The following is a 17,190-nucleotide window of genomic DNA, read 5'->3' as shown; positions in this document are numbered from 1 at the left end:
GCCCGCTCCCACAGGGTTTAGAGTTGGCCACAGATGTGTGTTCAACGCAGATTCACTGTGGGAGCGGGCTTGCTCGCGAAGCTTTTGCTTTAGAGGTTGGCGAGTTTCTGCCAGACCTTCGGCTTGAAGAACAGCGTCTCGCCTTTCGCCAACCCGATCAGGCTGTCGTGATCTTTCACCACTTCAGCTTCGATCAATTCGCTCTGGCCTTCGACCTTCAGCGTCACCCGTGTCGTCGCGCCCAACGGGCGAATATCCCGCACCTCGGCCGCGTGGTGATCCTCCAGCTCATGACGCGACAGCGACACTTCGTGAGGACGGAACAGCACATGGTTGTCGTCACCCAGATGCAGCCGGTTCGAGTCACCCAGGAAGTGATAAACGAAATCACTGGCCGGGTTTTCGTAGACGTCGCCCGGTGAGCCGATCTGCTCGATCACGCCCTTGTTCATCACCACGATGCGGTCGGCGACTTCCATCGCTTCTTCCTGGTCGTGGGTCACAAACACCGAGGTCAGATTGATGTCCTCGTGCAGGCGTGCCAACCAGCGACGCAGTTCTTTACGGACCTTGGCATCAAGGGCGCCGAAGGGTTCGTCGAGCAGCAGAACCTTCGGTTCCACCGCCAAGGCACGAGCCAAGGCAATACGCTGACGCTGACCGCCAGAGAGTTGTTCCGGGTAGCGATCCGACAGCCAATCCAATTGCACCATGTTCAGCAGTTCGTGGACTTTCACCGCGATCTGGCTTTCGCTCGGGCGCTGGTTTTTCGGCTTCATGCGCAGGCCGAACGCGACGTTGTCGAACACGGTCATGTGGCGGAACAGCGCGTAGTGCTGGAACACGAAACCGACGTTGCGATCACGCACATCGTGACCGGAGACGTCTTCACCGTGGAACACGATGTTGCCCTGATCCGGGGTTTCCAGACCGGCGATGATCCGCAGCAGCGTGGTTTTACCGCAACCCGAGGGGCCAAGCAGCGCCACGAGTTCGCCGCTTTGAATGTCCAGGCTGATGTTGTCCAGCGCCTTGAACGCGTGAAAATTCTTGCTGACGTTACGCACTTCAATCGACATGACTTATTCCTCCGCGGCGCTGGCGCGCAGGCGGTTAATACGGTTTTCGCTCCACTGCTTGAGCAGCAGGATGAAGAGCGCCAGGATCAGCAACAGGCTCGCCACAGCGAACGCGGCCACGTGGTTGTATTCGTTGTAGAGGATCTCGACGTGCAGCGGCAGGGTGTTGGTCACCCCGCGAATGTGCCCGGAAACCACCGACACCGCACCGAACTCACCCATGGCCCGCGCCGTACACAGCACCACGCCGTAGATCAGGCCCCATTTGATGTTGGGAACGGTGACGTGCCAGAACATCTGCCAGCCATTGGCGCCGAGCAGGCGTGCGGCCTCCTCTTCCTGCGTGCCTTGTTCCTGCATCAGCGGGATCAGCTCGCGCGCCACGAACGGCACGGTGACGAAGATCGTCGCCAGTACGATACCCGGCAAGGCGAAGACGATCTGGATGTCGTGATCCTGCAGCCACGGCCCGAACAGGCCCTGGGCGCCGAACATCAACACATACACCAGACCGGCGATCACTGGCGAAACCGAGAACGGCAGGTCGATCAGCGTGACCAGCATACTTTTGCCACGGAACGAGTACTTGCTCACGCACCATGCAGCGCTGACGCCGAATACCAGGTTCAGCGGAACCGAAATCAGCACGGCGATCACCGTGAGTTTCAGGGCCGACAAAGCGTCGGGTTCGAAGATCGCGGTGAAGAACGCACCGATTCCGAGCTTCAGGCCCTGAGACACCACGATCACCAGGGGCAGCAACAGGAACAGGGTGAACACCAGCCAGCCAAGACCGATCAGGATTCGCCGCGATGAAGCACTGCCACGGCGGGCGGCGTTCGAGGAAGCAGCAGCAATAGACGATTGGGACATTTCTGCGCCTCCTTATGGGGTTTCGATGCGTCGTTGCAGCAAGTTGATCAGCAGCAACAGGACGAAGGAAACCACCAGCATCAATACACCAATGGACGTGGCGCCGGTGTAATCGTACTGGTCGAGTTTGACCATGATCAGCAACGGCAAAATCTCGGTTTTCATCGGCATGTTGCCGGCAATGAAAATCACCGAACCGTACTCGCCGACCCCGCGGGCAAAGGCCAACGCGAAACCGGTCAGCCAGGCTGGCAACAGCGCGGGCACCAGAATATGGCGGAAAACCTGTAGCGGTTTTGCACCGAGGCACGCCGCCGCTTCTTCCACTTCACGAGGAATATCGGCCAATACTGGCTGTACGGTACGTACTACGAATGGAAGTGTCACAAAAGTGAGGGCAAGGGTGATGCCGAGGGGGGTATACGCGATCTTGAAACCCAGGTCCGCTGCAAACTGACCCACCCAACCATTGGGCGCGTATAGCGCAGTCAGCGCGATACCGGCCACGGCGGTGGGCAATGCGAAGGGTAAGTCGATCATCGCATCGATGACTTTGCGTCCAGGGAAGGTATAGCGCACCAGCACCCAGGCCAGCAGCGTGCCGATGATGCCGTTGATGATCGCGGCATAGAGCGCGGTGCCGAAGCTGAGCTTCAACGCCGCCAGCACCCGTGGCGCCGAGATAATTGCCCAGAACTGGTCCCAGGTGAGTTGAGCGGCATGCACGAACATCGCCGCCAGTGGAATGAGCACAATCAGGCTGAGGTACACCAAGGTGTAGCCCAGCGTCAGCCCGAAGCCGGGTATGACGGGGGAGATACGACGCGACATAAAAGTCCTTGGTTGATAACGCGCTAAGCCCCGACAACAAGATCGGGGCCGTTGGCTTATGCCTGGCAGTCAAGGACTGAACACTGCAACCCCTGTGGGAGCGAGCCTGCTCGCGATAGCGCCTGGTCAGCCAACATTGATGTTGAATGTACCGCCGTCATCGCGAGCAGGCTCGCTCCCACAAGTTGCCCCCCTAACTGACCGTTGGCATATCTATTTCAGGTTATTGCGCCTGATAAATCTGGTCGAACACGCCACCGTCGTTGAAGAATTTCGGCTGAGCCGCTTTCCAGCCGCCGAAGTCCTTGTCGATGGTCACCAGGTCCAGTGTCGGGAACTGTTTGGCGTATTTGGCGGCAACATCCTTGTCACGTGGACGATAGAAGTTCTTCGCCGCGATTTCCTGGCCGACCGGGCTGTACAGGTGCTTGAGGTACGCTTCGGCGATCTCGGTGTTGCCCTTTTTCTCGGCATTCTTGTCGACCACGGCGACCGGAGGCTCGGCGAGGATCGACAGCGAAGGCACGACAATGTCGAACTTGTCAGCGCCACCGTCTTCTTTCAGGGCCAGGAAGGCTTCGTTTTCCCAGGCCAGCAACACGTCGCCCTGACCGTTGTTGACGAAGGTAATGGTCGAACCGCGAGCACCGGTGTCCAGCACAGGAACGTGTTTGAACAGGGTTTGCACGTATTCCTTGGCTTTCGCTTCGTTACCGCCATTGGCTTTCAGGCCATAAGCCCACGCCGCGAGGAAGTTCCAGCGTGCACCGCCGGAGGTTTTCGGGTTCGGGGTGATGACTTCCACGCCGTTCTTGGTCAGGTCGCCCCAGTCCTTGATGCCTTTAGGGTTGCCCTTGCGCACCAGGAACACGATGGTCGAGGTGTAAGGCGTGCTCGCTTGCGGCAGACGCTTCTGCCAATCCGCTGGCAAGGTCTTGCCGAGTTTGGCGATTTCGTCGATGTCACCGGCCAGGGCCAGGGTCACCACGTCGGCACGCAGACCGTCGATCACTGCCCGACCTTGCTTGCCCGAACCACCGTGGGACTGCTGGATTTTCACGCTGTCGCCGGCGTGTTCTTTCTGCCAGAACTTGACGAATTCGGCGTTGTAGTCCTGATACAGCTCGCGAGTCGGGTCGTACGACACGTTAAGCAGTTCGTAATCCTTGGCAACCGCGGAACCCGCAAAAAGGGCACTGGCCAGGGCGGCCAAAGCGAAATGACGAATCGACGACATGGTGAAAGCTCCTGGAATTCTGATTGTGTTGGCTTTTTATGGTCTGGAATCAGGGTTGCCTGTCAAAGATCGCAGCCTTCGGCAGCTCCTACACAAAGCCCCCCAGGAGCTGCCGCAGGCTGCGATCTTTGATCTTTGATTCAGCTCGGTTTGTTGCTTGGGTTCTGCAACCGGAATTTCTCTTTGCGTTCGATCTGGACCACCTGGGCGTTGTGCACGGTGATTTCCACTGCGCCAAAACGCAGATCGCGCAAGGCGCTCTGGATCTCACGCAAAATGGTTGCTTCGTCCTGGCCGTCAACGCTACGTAGGGATGCGCTCATGGTGCTGCTCCTTCAACTAGAGGTTGCCTGGCAGTGGCGGGACTGCTTGCGGCGTGAGACCAATAGTAGATAAGCGCAGTTATTCTTAAAAAGACTATTTAAGAATTTTAATATAACCAAAAAGCTGTTCGAAGACTGAGAAGGAACGCGGAGCGTCCCGGGCGGCATGACCACGCAGAGCGTGGGAACGATCAGTGCTGCAGAATCTGTGGAGTCCGGTCCCAATCCAGCTGCCCGGCCGGCACCGGCCGTCCAAACCAGTACCCCTGCCCCAGATCGCAGCCTTGTTCGAGCAGGAAACCCGCCTGCTCGACCTGCTCGATCCCCTCGGCATGAACCTGCATCCCCATGCTCTGGGCCAGCGCAATGATCACCCGCACAATCGCCGCGTCATCCTCATCCCACGGCAACCCCGCCACGAAGCCCTGATCGATCTTGAGTTTCTGTACCGGCATTCGCTTGAGGCGCAGCAACGACGAATAGCCTGTACCGAAGTCATCGATGGCCAGCCGAACGCCTAATTCACGCAACCTGTGCATCTGCTCCAGCGCGACTTCAGGGTCATCCATCACAGCGCTCTCAGTGACTTCCAGCTCCAGACAGCCAGGGTCCAGCCCGGTTTCGTGCAGCACCTTCGCCACCTGCCCAAACAGCTCACGGCGGGCGAACAGCCGAGAAGAAACATTCACCGCGACAAACGACACCACGACCCCGGCCTGCTGCCACTGGCACATCTGCTCACACGCCTGACGCATCACCCAGGCATCAATTTCGGCGATCAGACCAGTGCGCTCGGCAATGGGAATGAATTCTGCCGGCGACACCAACCCTCGCTGCGGATGCTCCCAGCGCACCAATGCCTCAACGCCGATCAGGCGGCTGGTCTTGAGGTTGTGAACCGGCTGGTAATAAACCCGCAACTCCTGCTGTTCCAGCGCACGGCGCAATTCGAATGCCGTCTCGACCCGTTGCTGGGCATGGGCGGTCAATTCTTCGGTATAGAGGGCGTAGCCGTTGCGGCCGGCACTCTTGGCCTTGAACAGCGCCGAGTCGGAGTTGCGCAACAGCTGCTCGGCGCTCAAGGCGTCGCCGGGGAACAGGCTGATGCCGACGCTGATATTGACGAACAACTGATGCCCGTCGATCTGGAACGGCTCTTTGAGGCCATCGATGATCCGCTGAGCCAGCGCCGCCGCGTGCACCATTTGCGGACAGCTTTCAGCCAGCACGGCGAACTCGTCACCGCCAAGGCGCGCCAGGGTGATTCCCGGACCGACCATCGCGCTCAAACGCTCGGCCACGCCCTTGAGCAGCTGGTCCCCAATGCTATGCCCGAGGCTGTCGTTGATCATCTTGAAGTGATCAAGATCGATCATCAGTAACGCGCAGCCGCGCTTGTGGGTCTGCGCCGAAGCCAGGGCCTGCTCGGTGCGGTCGGTGAACAACAAGCGGTTGGGGAGGTCGGTCAGCGGATCGTAGTGAGCCAGGTGCGTCAGCTCATGTTCGGAGTTCTTGATTGCGCTTATGTCGGAAAACACTGCCACGTAATGGCTGCGCCGCCCCCTCTCGTCGTCAATGATGCGGATGGTCTGCCATTGCGGGTAAATCTCGCCGCTTTTGCGACGATTCCAGATTTCCCCGCTCCACTCGCCGGTGCTATTGAGTGTCGCGAACATCGCCTGGTAGAAAGCCGGCGGGTGATGACCGGACTTGAACAGACTGGGGCGCTGGCCGAGCACCTCCTCGCTCTGATAGCCGGTGATTTGCATGAAGGCCCGGTTCACATGAACGATCAGGCCCTGGTTATCAGTGACCAGCACCCCTTCACGGGTGCAATCGAATACCGCCGCCGCCTGTCGCAAGCGCTCACGGTCTTCAGTGCGCTCACGCAACTTGGCGCCGATCCCCAGGCAACGGAACAATCGCGCCCGGGCAAAAAAAATCAAACCGGCACTGAACACCACCCAGGCATAACCGTTGATCAGTTGCCATCGCATTAGCTCGCCAGAGCTATCGAAGAAACTGTTCAATAAATGGCCACTGAACTGCAGCCAACCGACAGAAACCAGAAGATAAAGCAGCGCTGCACGCAGAGCATCGCGATAGGTAGCAGCCATTAGGTCGTCCATGTCCCTTAAAAGTGGATGGAATTATAGTTTAAAGAAACATCCGGCCACTCTTATCTGAAAGGGCGACTGGTTTTATCTGTGGGCTCAGTGATAATGCAACGGCTGTTTTTTTCTTTATCGAGGGCCCAATAGCCTATGTGGTACGAAGGTTTTCTCGGCTTGTCGCCCTGGTCACTGGTGGCAGTCACCCTGCTGATGACCCACGTGACGATCATCGGCGTCACGGTCTATCTGCATCGTTATTCAGCCCATCGCTCGCTTGAGCTCAATGCTGGCCTGAAACATTTCTTCCGCTTCTGGCTGTGGCTGACCACGGCACAGAACACCCGCGAGTGGACCGCTATCCACCGCAAGCACCACGCCAAATGCGAAACCGTCGATGACCCGCACAGCCCGGTCATCAAGGGCCTGTCCACCGTTCTGCGCAAAGGCGCCGAGCTGTACCGTGCCGAGGCGGAAAACCCCGAGACCCTGCGCATCTACGGCAAGAACTGCCCCGAAGACTGGATCGAACGCAACCTGTACAGCCGTTTTCCGCTGCTGGGCGTCGCGATCATGGGCGTCATCGACCTGCTGCTGTTCGGCACCATCGGCATCACCATCTGGGCGATCCAGATGATGTGGATCCCGGTCTGGGCCGCCGGCGTGGTCAATGGCCTGGGCCATGCCGTCGGCTACCGCAACTTCGAATGCCGCGATGCGGCGACCAATCTGGTGCCGTGGGGCATCCTGATCGGCGGCGAAGAACTGCATAACAACCATCACACCTACCCTAATTCGGCAAAACTGTCGGTGAAGAAGTGGGAATTCGATCTCGGCTGGGCCTGGATCCAGGTCTTCAGCTTCCTGCGTCTAGCCAAGGTTCAGCGGGTCGCGCCCATCGCCCATCGGGTCGAAGGTAAAGGCAACCTGGACATGGACACCGCCATGGCGATCCTCAACAACCGCTTCCAGATCATGGCCCAGTACCGCAAATTGGTGATCGCACCGCTGGTCAAACAAGAGCTGGAAAAGGTCGATCACTCGGTCCGTCACCAGTTCCACCGCGCCAAACGCCTGCTCTCGCGGGAAACCAGCCTGCTGGATGACAAACACCACATTCGCATCCAGACCATGCTCGAGCACAGTCAGGCGCTGAAGGTAATTTACGAGAAACGCCTGGCCTTGCAGCAGATCTGGGTCAAGACCAGCTCAAATGGTCACGACATGCTGGCTGCCATCAAGGATTGGGTACACGAAGCCGAAGCCAGCGGGATTCAATCCCTGCGCGACTTCGCCGATCAGTTGAAAACCTACTCCCTGCGCCCCGCCGCCGCAGCCTGACTGTGGCGAGGGCGCTAGCTCCCGCTCGACTGCGCAGCAGTCGCAAAACCTGACGACGCGTTCTTTCATTGAAAAACGCGTCGCCAGTACCGCCCGGCGGGAGCAAGCTCCCTCACCACATAAGGCGGGAACTAAGCTCCAAATCCCCTATCTCAAAGACACTTCGCCAGGCCGCATTCGAACCTCGAGCGGCACACGCCCTTTGAGACTTTGTGTCGATGGTCAGTAAAAACCTACAAGACTCATCCCTCCCGCAGTGGCCCGAGGCCGCGCAAACCCTGCTGGCGCTGATGCATGCACAAGGCGAAGTGGCGCGCCTGAGCGAACGAGAACAGCTGTTCAGCGCTCTGCTAGTGAGCGTCAACGCGGTGCTTTGGGCCTTCGACTGGGAATCCCGTCGGGTGCTCTATGTCAGCCCCGCGTATGAACGGATTTTCGGCCGCTCCGCAGGCTTGTTGCTGTCCGACTACAACCAATGGCGCGACAGCATTTACCCCGACGATCTGGACTATGCCGAACGCAGCCTGGCCGAAGTACTGGTCAAAGGCGCCGATGAAGACCGCGAATACCGAATCATTGCCGCCGACGGCCAGGTCCGCTGGCTCAGAGACAAGTGCTTCATCAACCGTCAGGCCGAGCCCGGGCAACCGGTGATCATCGTCGGCATTGCCGAAGACATTACTGACAAGAAGCAGATTGAAACCGAGCTGCAACGCCTGGCCACTACCGACGTGCTGACCCAGAGCAGCAACCGCCGACACTTCTTCGAATGCGCCCACCGTGAATTCGAACAGGCACGGCACCAACGCACGCCGCTGGCTTTTCTGCTGCTGGACATCGATGACTTCAAAGTCATCAACGATACCTACGGCCACCAGGAAGGCGACAACGTGCTGCAACGAATCGCCGAGTGCGGTCGCGCGACGTTGCGGCGAGGTGATGTGTTCGGGCGAGTGGGCGGTGAGGAATTCGCAGCGGTGTTTCCCGGCTGTGCGCCAGACATGGCTATGCAAGTGGCCGAGCGCCTGCAACGGGAGATTCAGCGATTGAGTTTCAGCCATGGCGACCAGACGTTCGGCATCACCGTCAGCCAGGGCCTGACCAGCCTCACCGCCGAAGACGAAAGCATCGACAGCCTGTTTGCCCGCGCAGATGCGGCAATGTACAAAGCCAAACACCAGGGCAAGAACCGCATCGTCGCCGGCTGACAGGTCCAACACAGACCCCATGTGGGAGCGGCGGTGCGGCGATCCGACTTGCTCGCGAAGGCGTCGGGTCAGGCAACTCAATGTCGACTGGATGCCCGCCTTCGCGAGCAAGTCGGATCGCCGCACCGCCGCTCCCACATGGGGATTTGTGTGAAGCCTATTTCTTGCGCAAGCGCATCAATTCCGGCAACCCGATCTTGAGCAACCGCGCCGTCCGGCTCTTCGCCAGGTCCTCAATGCCCTCATGCTCGGTCAGTCGCGCCAGTTGCGCAGCCATGTTCATCACCAGCGCTTCACGGGAATAAACCCCGCCACCGAACTGGTAGACCGCCGCAATCAGCTCTCGCAGCTCCAGCGGCAGGCGCCAGCGAGTGCGAAGCGCCGAACCATAAGCCGCGCCGAACTCAGCCAGCGCCTCGCCGACCTCCTCCCATTCATCCAGCTCGCCCCCGGCCTGCTTCCATTCCTGCAAACACCGCAACAGCGCAAGGTCGCCGAGGCGATGCAACATGCCGGCGCAATAACAGCGCTCCTGATCCAGATCCAGCAAACGCGCCAGGGTGCGGCCATACTCGGCAGTGCGCAGCGACAGCTCCCAATAGCGCTCGGCATAATCGGCCAGAAACGGATCGCTGAGTCGGGCACTGCGCTTGAGGGCCAGCCCCAGAATCAGGTTCATGCTTTGCCCGGTGCCGAGGCGGTGCAGCGCCTGTGACAGGGTTTGTACGGCGGCGCCATGGTGCTGGGCCGCGCTGTTGGCTGCAGCGATCAGCACAGCGGTGACTTGCGGATCGGTACGGATCTCGTCATGCAGCAGCGTCAGGTCGAGGCCATTGGGATTGAGGCTGCGTTTGACCGCCAACTGTACGTCGGTCATCAGTGGTGCACCGTCGGTCAACTCACGTCGACGCTCCAGGTAAACCGCCAACGTCATGCCTGGCGACAGTGAAGGCGTTTCGCAAGACACCTCTTCACCGGCGTTCAACAGCAAATCCTGCAGGCGCTGGGTCAAGCTTTCCATGTTAAGGGGCTTGGTCAGGTACGCCGCAGGCGCCAGCGGCAGAGCTTCGCGAACGCTGGCGCTGTCGTTACGGCTGCTCATCAGAATGAAGGGCAGCGGCGGGTAGCGTTTGCGCTGACGGACATTGCGCAAGACATTCAAACCATCGACGCCGGGCAGCTCCCAGTCGACGATCACCAGGTCGTAAGGATTTTCCGCCAACAGGTGCAACGCTTCCTGACCATCGGCACACAGATCCAGCCGTGCGTCGCAGCGCACATTCAACAAAACCTGCTTGAGCAGGTCGCGGGACCAGGGGTCGGCCTCGGCAATTAGCACACGCGGCGCAGCGGGTAACACCACAGCAGTCATTTACACACTCCAAAGTAGTGCTTGCACCTTAGTCAATGCTGGCCATTCGATACAGCGCATTTGCCATCGATGGGTCCCAGGGACACAAAAAAACCCGCCGAAGCGGGTTTTTTTGTCGATCAGTTCACACATTCATCAGAGCTTGGAGATCACAGCTCGGAGAAGCACTCTTCGATGATCGCCAGACCTTTGTCCAGTTGCTCGTCCGGCGCAGTCAGCGGTACCAGGACGCGCAGAACGTTGCCGTAAGTGCCGCAGGACAGCAGGATCAGACCCTTGTCGCGAGCCTTGGCCACAACAGCGGCTACCGCTGGAGCGTTCGGCTTGTGGCTGTCGCCATCAACGAACAGTTCGACCGCGATCATCGCGCCCAGGGCACGGACTTCGCCGATCACCGGGTATTTGGCCTGAATGGCTTTCAGGCCAGTGACCAGACGCTCGCCGACAGCTTTGCAGCGGTCCAGCAGGTGCTCTTCTTCGAACACTTCCATCACGGCCAGGGCCGCGGCGCAAGCAATCGGGCTACCGGCGTAAGTGCCGCCCAGGCCGCCTGGAGCAATGGCGTCCATGTATTCGGCCTTGCCGCACACACCGGCCAACGGGAAGCCGCCAGCGATGGATTTGGCGAAGGTGGTCAGGTCGGCAGCAACGCCCATCTGTTCCATGGCGAAGAAAGTGCCGGTACGACCAGCGCCGGTTTGTACTTCGTCAGCGATCAGCAGGATGCCGTGCTGGTCGCACAGCGCGCGCAGACGCTTCATGAACTCTTTAGGCGCGACGTAGAAACCGCCTTCACCCTGAACCGGCTCGATGATGATTGCAGCGATGTCACGCGGCTCGGCGTCGTTCTTGAAGATGCGTTCGATGCTGGCGATCGAATCGTCGATGCTCACACCGTGCAGTTCGTTCGGGTACAGCGCGCGGAAGATGCCGCCTGGCATCAGGCCCATGCCGGCCGAGTAAGGCACGACTTTACCGGTCAGGCCCAGGGTCATCATGGTGCGGCCGTGGTAAGCGCCGGTGAACGCGATCACGCCGGCACGGCCAGTGGCGGCACGGGCGATCTTGATGGAGTTTTCCACGGCTTCGGAGCCGGTGGTCACCAGCAGGGTTTTCTTGGCGAAATCACCCGGCACCTTGGCGTTGATTTTTTCGCACACTTCTACGTACGGTTCGTAAGCCAGCACCTGGAAGCACGTGTGGGTCAGCTTGTTCAGCTGCTCGGTCACGGCGGCGATGATTTTCGGGTGCACGTGGCCGGTGTTCAGCACGGCGATACCGCCGGCGAAGTCGATGAACTCGCGACCTTCAACGTCGGTCACGGTGGCGTTCTTCGCGGACTCGGCGAAGATCGGGTGAATCTGGCCAACACCGCGTGGTACAGCGGCTTCGCGGCGTTTCATCAGGGATGCGTTAGTCTTGCTCATAAAGTCCTCATTCACCGCTCATCGGGCGGCGTGGTTCAAGGAAAATGCGGCGGGGAGGCAACTACGGCAGCATGCGATGATCGACTGCCACAGCTTTCCCGACCACAGAGAATATTCCGTTTGAAGCACGCAAAGGGACAGCGCTCTCGTGCCCTTTGCGTTTGAAGCAATGCCCTGCCGGGCTTAGATGCCCAGGCAGAGGTATTTGATTTCCAGGTAATCTTCGATGCCGTACTTGGAGCCTTCACGGCCCAGGCCCGACGCCTTGATGCCGCCGAACGGCGCGACTTCGTTGGAGATCAACCCGGTGTTGACGCCGACCATGCCGTATTCCAGGGCTTCAGCCACACGGAACACACGACCCAGGTCGCGAGCATAGAAGTACGAGGCCAGACCGAACTCGGTGTCGTTGGACATCGCGATCACGTCGGCTTCGTCTTTGAAGCGGAACAATGGCGCCAATGGACCGAAGGTTTCTTCCTTGGCCACGGCAGCGTTTTTCGGCACGTTGGTCAGGATGGTCGGCTCGAAGAAGTTGCCTTCCATGACCTTGCCACCGGCCAGAACGGTTGCGCCTTTGCTGATCGCGTCAGCAATGTGCTCTTGAACCTTGGCCACGGCTTTTCCGTCGATCAGCGGGCCAGTGGTGGTGCCGTCATCCAGACCGTTACCGATCTTGAGTTTGGCCACGGCCACTTTCAGCTTCTCGGCGAACGCGTCGTAGACCGAATCCTGAATGTACAGACGGTTGGCGCAGACGCAGGTCTGGCCGTTGTTGCGGTACTTGGAAATGATCGCGCCTTCGACGGCCTTATCCAGGTCCGCGTCGTCGAACACGATGAACGGCGCGTTGCCGCCCAGTTCCAGGGACACTTTCTTGATGTCCTTGGCGCATTCAGCCATAAGCTGACGACCGATTTCGGTCGAGCCGGTGAAGGACAGTTTGCGCACGATCGGGTTACTGGTCAGCTCGCTGCCGATGTCGCCGGCACTGCCAGTCACCACGCTGAACACACCGGCAGGAATGCCGGCACGCTGGGCCAGTTCAGCCAGCGCGAATGCGGAAAACGGAGTTTGCGAAGCAGGCTTGAGCACCATGGTGCAACCGGCTGCCAGGGCCGGGCCCGCTTTACGGGTGATCATCGCGGCAGGGAAGTTCCACGGGGTGATTGCAGCGGTCACGCCGATTGGCTGCTTGATCACGATCAGGCGCTTGTCTGGCTGGTGACCTGGAATCACGTCACCGTAGATGCGCTTGGCTTCTTCGGCGAACCACTCGATAAAGGAAGCGGCGTAAACGATTTCGCCCTTGGCTTCGGCCAATGGCTTGCCTTGTTCGTGGGTCATCAGGCGAGCCAGGTCGTCCTGGTTCTCGATGATCAGTTCGAACCAGCGACGCAGCTTGTTGGCGCGGTCCTTGGCGGTCAGTGCACGCCAGGCCGGCAGCGCTTTGTCAGCGGCTTCGATTGCACGGCGGGTTTCGGCAGCGCCCATTTTCGGCACGGTGCCCAGAATTTCGCCCGTTGCCGGGTTGTTGACCTTGATCGTCTGACCATTGTCCGCATCAACCCAAGCGCCATCGATGAAGGCTTGCTGGCGGAACAACTGGGTGTCTTTAAGCTGCATGTCGGCTTTCCTTAACAGCACCGCGGCAAGCGCGGAGCGAATTATGATTGTAGAAAGGCGCCTTATAGGCTGCCGTCAGGGAAATCATTCACCGGGCTGAAGCACATAAATAGCGCACTGATTGAAACTCGTGCGGTTCAGCACCCAGACAAGAGCGTTTGAAATCTCAAACGAATCCTAGGATCAAAGGGGGTAAAGGACAATAGCCTGTTCGAAAAAAAGAACGAAAACGCCGCATTTGCCTAATTTTTCTGATCAACGTAGCAACCGCAGGTTACGCTTTGGAAAACCGCAGGCGATTCAGCAGCATGGACGCCCGCAGTGCATATGAGTATCATGGCGCCCGCATTGCACCAGTAGCTCAGCTGGATAGAGTACTGCCCTCCGAAGGCAGTGGTCGTGGGTTCGAATCCCGCCTGGTGCACCATACGTAGAAACGAGAAAGCCTCAGATCTTAGGGTCTGGGGCTTTTTTGTGTCCGTCGTTAAAGCCTCAGGACGCGCGCTGGAAGCAGTTGTTCGGTTTAACCGAACAACTGAGCCTGAAAAAAAACCGCCGAAGCGGTTTTTTCATTCAGTCGTCCAATCAAACTCGTCGTACTCATCATCCTCTTCGTCCTCGACCACTTCATCATCAAGAACGTCTTCCTCATACGCTTCCTCTTCCTGCTTCGCCAGCAGAAACTCCTTACGACTCTCAGTCACCGCGCGCCGTAATTCCTGCCCCTTCACCGGGCAGTTGAGCATTTGGGCGATGCGGTCGATTTTTTTTGCCATGGCTTCCTCCAACGCATCGGCTATGGGCCGATAGTGCGCGCTTTCGGGTGTCGATGCCAAATGACTGACCGCCCTGCGGCTCAGTTTTTCTGCAAATCCTTGAGCCTGGCTGTGAGATTTTCCTTGGGAAAGCGTTTGTGCAATGTCGCCATCAGGTCAGCAGCCGCTTGAGCCTGACCAGCCTTTTGCAGGCGGATCACTTCCCTTAATTGATCGTCGATAGACTTTGCCGGCGCTATCGCAGAGCGTTTGCTGACCTTCGCTTCGTCAGCCATTTCAGCGCTGATCGATTCGCTCTGCGCGGGGGCAGCAAGATCGGCCATTGGGGCCGCAGGCGCGGGGGCGGACATCGCGCCGGCCGGAGCTGCCAGAGAGCGCGCAACTGATGGCGGTGCTTCTTTTTTGGCGACTGGCGCAGACACTTTGTGTGCAGGCGCGAAGTCGTAACTCGGCAGTTGTTCCTCCGTGCGTTGCACCAGTGCAAGCATCAGGGCGACGCCGACGAGGCTGGCAAATGCGACCTGCCAACGGGGTTTCTGGCAGGCCTGGACCCAGCGTTTCCACAGACCTGGCTTGTGCATCGGGACTTCGCGCTGTGCGGCAGCCAGGAGGAACGCGTCGAGATGGGCCGGCGGTTCGCTGGTCGCGTGTTCACGATAGTGCTTCAACACTTGGTCTTCTGGCGTAGGACGGGCGTCAGTCATGTCAGTACCTCCTCGGCCAGCAGCCGACGCAGTTTTTGCTGGGCGTAGCGCAAGCGGCTTTTGACGGTTTCCAGCGGTGTTGCGGTGAGGGTGGCGATCTGCGGCAGGTCGAGATCGCCGTGGGCGCGCAGCAGGAACACTTCGCGCTGGTCAGCGGGCAGGTTTTGCAGGGCCGCTTCGAGGCGCTGGCTGTCGCGGCTCAGGCTCAGCAGTTGTTCGGGATCGGCAGCGTCATCGCTCAGCGCGTGGATCTGTTCGTCATAGCTGTCGTGCAAGGGGTTGTGGATTCCGTGTTTGCGCCAGTGATCGATCAGGCGGTTGCGGGCAATCTGGTAAAGCCAGGTACGAAAATTCGCCCGACCTTGTGGCTGACTGGTGCTGCGGATCAGGCTCAGCCAGGTGTCCTGATAAACCTCTTCGGCCAGCTCGGACTTGCCGCTCAGGCCGAGCAGGAATCGGTAGAGCCCTTGGCGGTGACGGGCGTACAGAATCTCGAACGCCGGCCCGTCGCCTGCGCGATAACGGGCCAGCAGCGATTCATCGCTCGATTCAGGAGCAGACATTTCAGTTGTAGCCTCCTTTAAGCGGCTCACTGTTCGATGCGGTCGTGGTCCGCAGACTTTGCGCCAGCTCCACCAATTGCACGAACTCTGCCCGCAGACCAAATCGATCTTCGCCCCGCGCACCGCGCGCCAAAGCCTCGGTGTCCTTCAGGCTGAAATCGCCGGTATAACGCCCGTCCTTGAGCTGCTGGGAAAACGCCGCCACGGCCGCCGCAAATCGCAGGTCTTCACTGGCTGGCGCAGCACTGTCAGTGATCGGCCGCTCAATCAAGCGACTGTTCCCACCTTCGGGTAACTGATAGCGCACGCGCAGTATGGCCATTTCCCCAGATTTCCCGGAAGTAACTGCCCCGGAGCTGCCATACCGCAACGGCTCCAGCCAGCCCTTCTCGCCCTTGGGCACAATTTCGTACAACGCCGTCACCGTATGCCCTGCGCCGATTTCACCGGCATCGACCTTGTCGTTGCTGAAATCCTCACGTTTCAACGCACGATTCTCATACCCCAACAGCCGATATTCACTGACCTGTGCCGGGTTGAACTCCACTTGCAGCTTCACGTTTTTCGCCACGACCGCGAGGGTCGAGCCGAGTTGATCCACCAGCACTTTGCGCGCCTCGCGCAGGTTGTCGATGTAGGCATAGTTGCCATCGCCGGCATCGGCCAACTGTTCCATCAGGTGTTCATTGTAGTTATCCACACCAAAACCCAATGTGGTCAGGGAAACGCCGGTCTTGCGTTTATCCACAGCCATTTGCTTGAGGCTGTCGAAGTCGCTGATGCCGACGTTGAAGTCACCGTCAGTGGCCAGCAGGATGCGGTTGATGCCCTTGGGAATAAACGCCTGCTGCGCCATTTGATAAGCCAGTTCGATGCCTGACGCCCCGGCGGTGGAGCCGCCGGCGGTTAATTGATCGATGGCTGTACGAATTTTCGCTTTTTCGCGTCCGGACGTTGGCTCCAGCACTACACGCGAATCGCCGGCATAGACGACCAATGAAACCCGGTCCTGCTCGCGCAATTGATCGACCAGCAATTTCAGGGTGCTTTTGACCAGCGGTAAACCCTCGCGTCTGTCCATCGAGCCGGACACGTCAACCAGAAACACCAGGTTCGCCGGGGCCAGTTGCGCAACCGCGCGGTCCGAGGCCTTGATGCCAATGCGCAGCAATCGGGTATGCGGGTTCCACGGCGACGGCGCCAGCTCTGTGGTCACGCCGAAGGGCGAGCCATCGGTGGGCAATGCGTAATCGTAGGGGAAGTAATTGACCATTTCCTCCAGTCGCACCGCACCTTCCGGTGGCAGGCGCCCTTGATTGAGCAAGCGGCGGACGTTGGCGTATGCACCGGTGTCGACGTCCGCGCTGAAAGTCGAGACGGGCGCTTCGGCCACGCTGTGAATCGGGTTATCCGCCAGCGCTTGATACTGCTCCCGCTGCTCATCCCGATAGCCCTGCGGAGATGCCTCGCCCGCCGGCATCGGCGCATAGCTCGTCGCTGGTGCCGCACCGAGGCTGCGCTTGGCCATCGAGGTGTCCGCCATGACAGCCTCGCTGCGCACCAGTACTTCAGCCGGCAGCGCACCTTGAGCCGGCGGCGCAGCCGAGGCGGAATCAGGCTTGGATGAAACGCCGCAACCGGCAATGGCCAGCAGCAACCCGGCGGCGAAACCCTGGGCGGCCGGGCGGAGGAAATGCAGAGGGAGGGACATGGGGGCTG

Annotated in this window: 15 protein-coding genes and 1 tRNA gene; 3 read left to right on the top strand and 13 right to left on the bottom strand. The window is 59.4% G+C overall.

Annotated features, from left to right (window positions below; translation table 11 throughout):
* Positions 1–89: 89 nt before the first annotated feature.
* From KW848_RS10675 to dibA, 6 genes are all read right to left on the bottom strand, one after another.
* Entirely contained in the window at positions 90–1,079 is a 990-nt protein-coding gene (locus KW848_RS10675; protein WP_102616212.1) for a sulfate/molybdate ABC transporter ATP-binding protein, read from the bottom strand.
* 3 nt (positions 1,080–1,082) lie between these two features.
* Entirely contained in the window at positions 1,083–1,952 is an 870-nt protein-coding gene (gene cysW, locus KW848_RS10670; RefSeq protein WP_111449511.1) for a sulfate ABC transporter permease subunit CysW, read from the bottom strand.
* Between the two features lie 12 nt (positions 1,953–1,964).
* Positions 1,965–2,783 carry a sulfate ABC transporter permease subunit CysT gene (gene cysT / locus KW848_RS10665; RefSeq protein ID WP_007899634.1) on the bottom strand — a complete coding sequence of 273 codons (819 nt, stop codon included), beginning with the start codon at positions 2,781–2,783 and terminating at the stop codon, positions 1,965–1,967.
* Between the two features lie 223 nt (positions 2,784–3,006).
* Positions 3,007–4,020 (bottom strand): sulfate ABC transporter substrate-binding protein, encoded by a 1,014-nt coding sequence (locus tag KW848_RS10660; protein ID WP_218536782.1) that lies wholly within the window; start codon positions 4,018–4,020, stop codon positions 3,007–3,009.
* Between the two features lie 140 nt (positions 4,021–4,160).
* On the bottom strand, positions 4,161–4,343 hold the full coding sequence (oscA, locus tag KW848_RS10655; protein WP_007945260.1) for a sulfur starvation response protein OscA: 183 nt from the start codon (positions 4,341–4,343) through the stop codon (positions 4,161–4,163).
* 191 nt (positions 4,344–4,534) lie between these two features.
* The gene (gene dibA / locus KW848_RS10650; RefSeq protein ID WP_218536781.1) at positions 4,535–6,460 is read right to left on the bottom strand and encodes a phosphodiesterase DibA; all 1,926 of its coding nucleotides are present in this window, start codon (positions 6,458–6,460) and stop codon (positions 4,535–4,537) included.
* A gap of 147 nt (positions 6,461–6,607) precedes the next feature.
* Between dibA and desA the strand changes: the two genes are divergently transcribed.
* Together desA and KW848_RS10640 are read left to right on the top strand one after the other, a co-directional pair.
* A complete protein-coding gene (gene desA / locus KW848_RS10645; protein WP_218536780.1) occupies positions 6,608–7,795 on the top strand; it encodes a delta-9 fatty acid desaturase DesA in 1,188 nt (395 codons plus the stop codon).
* A 218-nt stretch (positions 7,796–8,013) separates the two neighbouring features.
* Positions 8,014–9,003 carry a sensor domain-containing diguanylate cyclase gene (locus tag KW848_RS10640; protein ID WP_218536779.1) on the top strand — a complete coding sequence of 330 codons (990 nt, stop codon included), beginning with the start codon at positions 8,014–8,016 and terminating at the stop codon, positions 9,001–9,003.
* A gap of 157 nt (positions 9,004–9,160) precedes the next feature.
* Here the strand turns inward: KW848_RS10640 and KW848_RS10635 are convergent, their stop codons facing one another.
* From KW848_RS10635 to gabD, 3 genes are all read right to left on the bottom strand, one after another.
* Positions 9,161–10,375 carry a response regulator gene (locus tag KW848_RS10635; RefSeq protein WP_218536778.1) on the bottom strand — a complete coding sequence of 405 codons (1,215 nt, stop codon included), beginning with the start codon at positions 10,373–10,375 and terminating at the stop codon, positions 9,161–9,163.
* 149 nt (positions 10,376–10,524) lie between these two features.
* Entirely contained in the window at positions 10,525–11,802 is a 1,278-nt protein-coding gene (gene gabT / locus KW848_RS10630) for a 4-aminobutyrate--2-oxoglutarate transaminase (RefSeq protein ID WP_192409783.1), read from the bottom strand.
* Positions 11,803–11,985: 183 nt separating this feature from the next.
* Positions 11,986–13,428 carry an NADP-dependent succinate-semialdehyde dehydrogenase gene (gene gabD / locus KW848_RS10625; protein WP_218536777.1) on the bottom strand — a complete coding sequence of 481 codons (1,443 nt, stop codon included), beginning with the start codon at positions 13,426–13,428 and terminating at the stop codon, positions 11,986–11,988.
* Positions 13,429–13,778: 350 nt separating this feature from the next.
* On the opposite strand from gabD, the gene KW848_RS10620 reads away from it, so the two are divergent.
* Positions 13,779–13,855, top strand: a tRNA-Arg gene (locus tag KW848_RS10620).
* Between the two features lie 142 nt (positions 13,856–13,997).
* On the opposite strand, the gene KW848_RS10615 is transcribed toward KW848_RS10620, so the two are convergent.
* From KW848_RS10615 to KW848_RS10600, 4 genes are read right to left on the bottom strand one after another with little or no spacing between them, the layout of a single operon-like run.
* A complete protein-coding gene (locus tag KW848_RS10615; protein WP_256365108.1) occupies positions 13,998–14,264 on the bottom strand; it encodes a hypothetical protein in 267 nt (88 codons plus the stop codon).
* A gap of 20 nt (positions 14,265–14,284) precedes the next feature.
* Positions 14,285–14,908 carry a hypothetical protein gene (locus tag KW848_RS10610; RefSeq protein WP_218536775.1) on the bottom strand — a complete coding sequence of 208 codons (624 nt, stop codon included), beginning with the start codon at positions 14,906–14,908 and terminating at the stop codon, positions 14,285–14,287.
* Positions 14,905–15,471: an RNA polymerase sigma factor gene (locus KW848_RS10605; protein WP_218536774.1), complete on the bottom strand. Its 567-nt coding sequence runs from the start codon at positions 15,469–15,471 to the stop codon at positions 14,905–14,907. Before KW848_RS10605 ends, KW848_RS10610 begins: the two co-directional genes overlap by 4 nt.
* A 1-nt stretch (position 15,472) precedes the next feature.
* Entirely contained in the window at positions 15,473–17,182 is a 1,710-nt protein-coding gene (locus KW848_RS10600; protein WP_218536773.1) for a VWA domain-containing protein, read from the bottom strand.
* Positions 17,183–17,190 lie beyond the last annotated feature (8 nt).

Source organism: Pseudomonas sp. PDM25 (assembly GCF_019219045.1).
Classification (GTDB): Bacteria; Pseudomonadota; Gammaproteobacteria; order Pseudomonadales; family Pseudomonadaceae; genus Aquipseudomonas.
The sequence above is the reverse complement of the archived record's forward strand: the minus strand, read 5'-3'. Positions and strand labels throughout refer to the sequence as shown.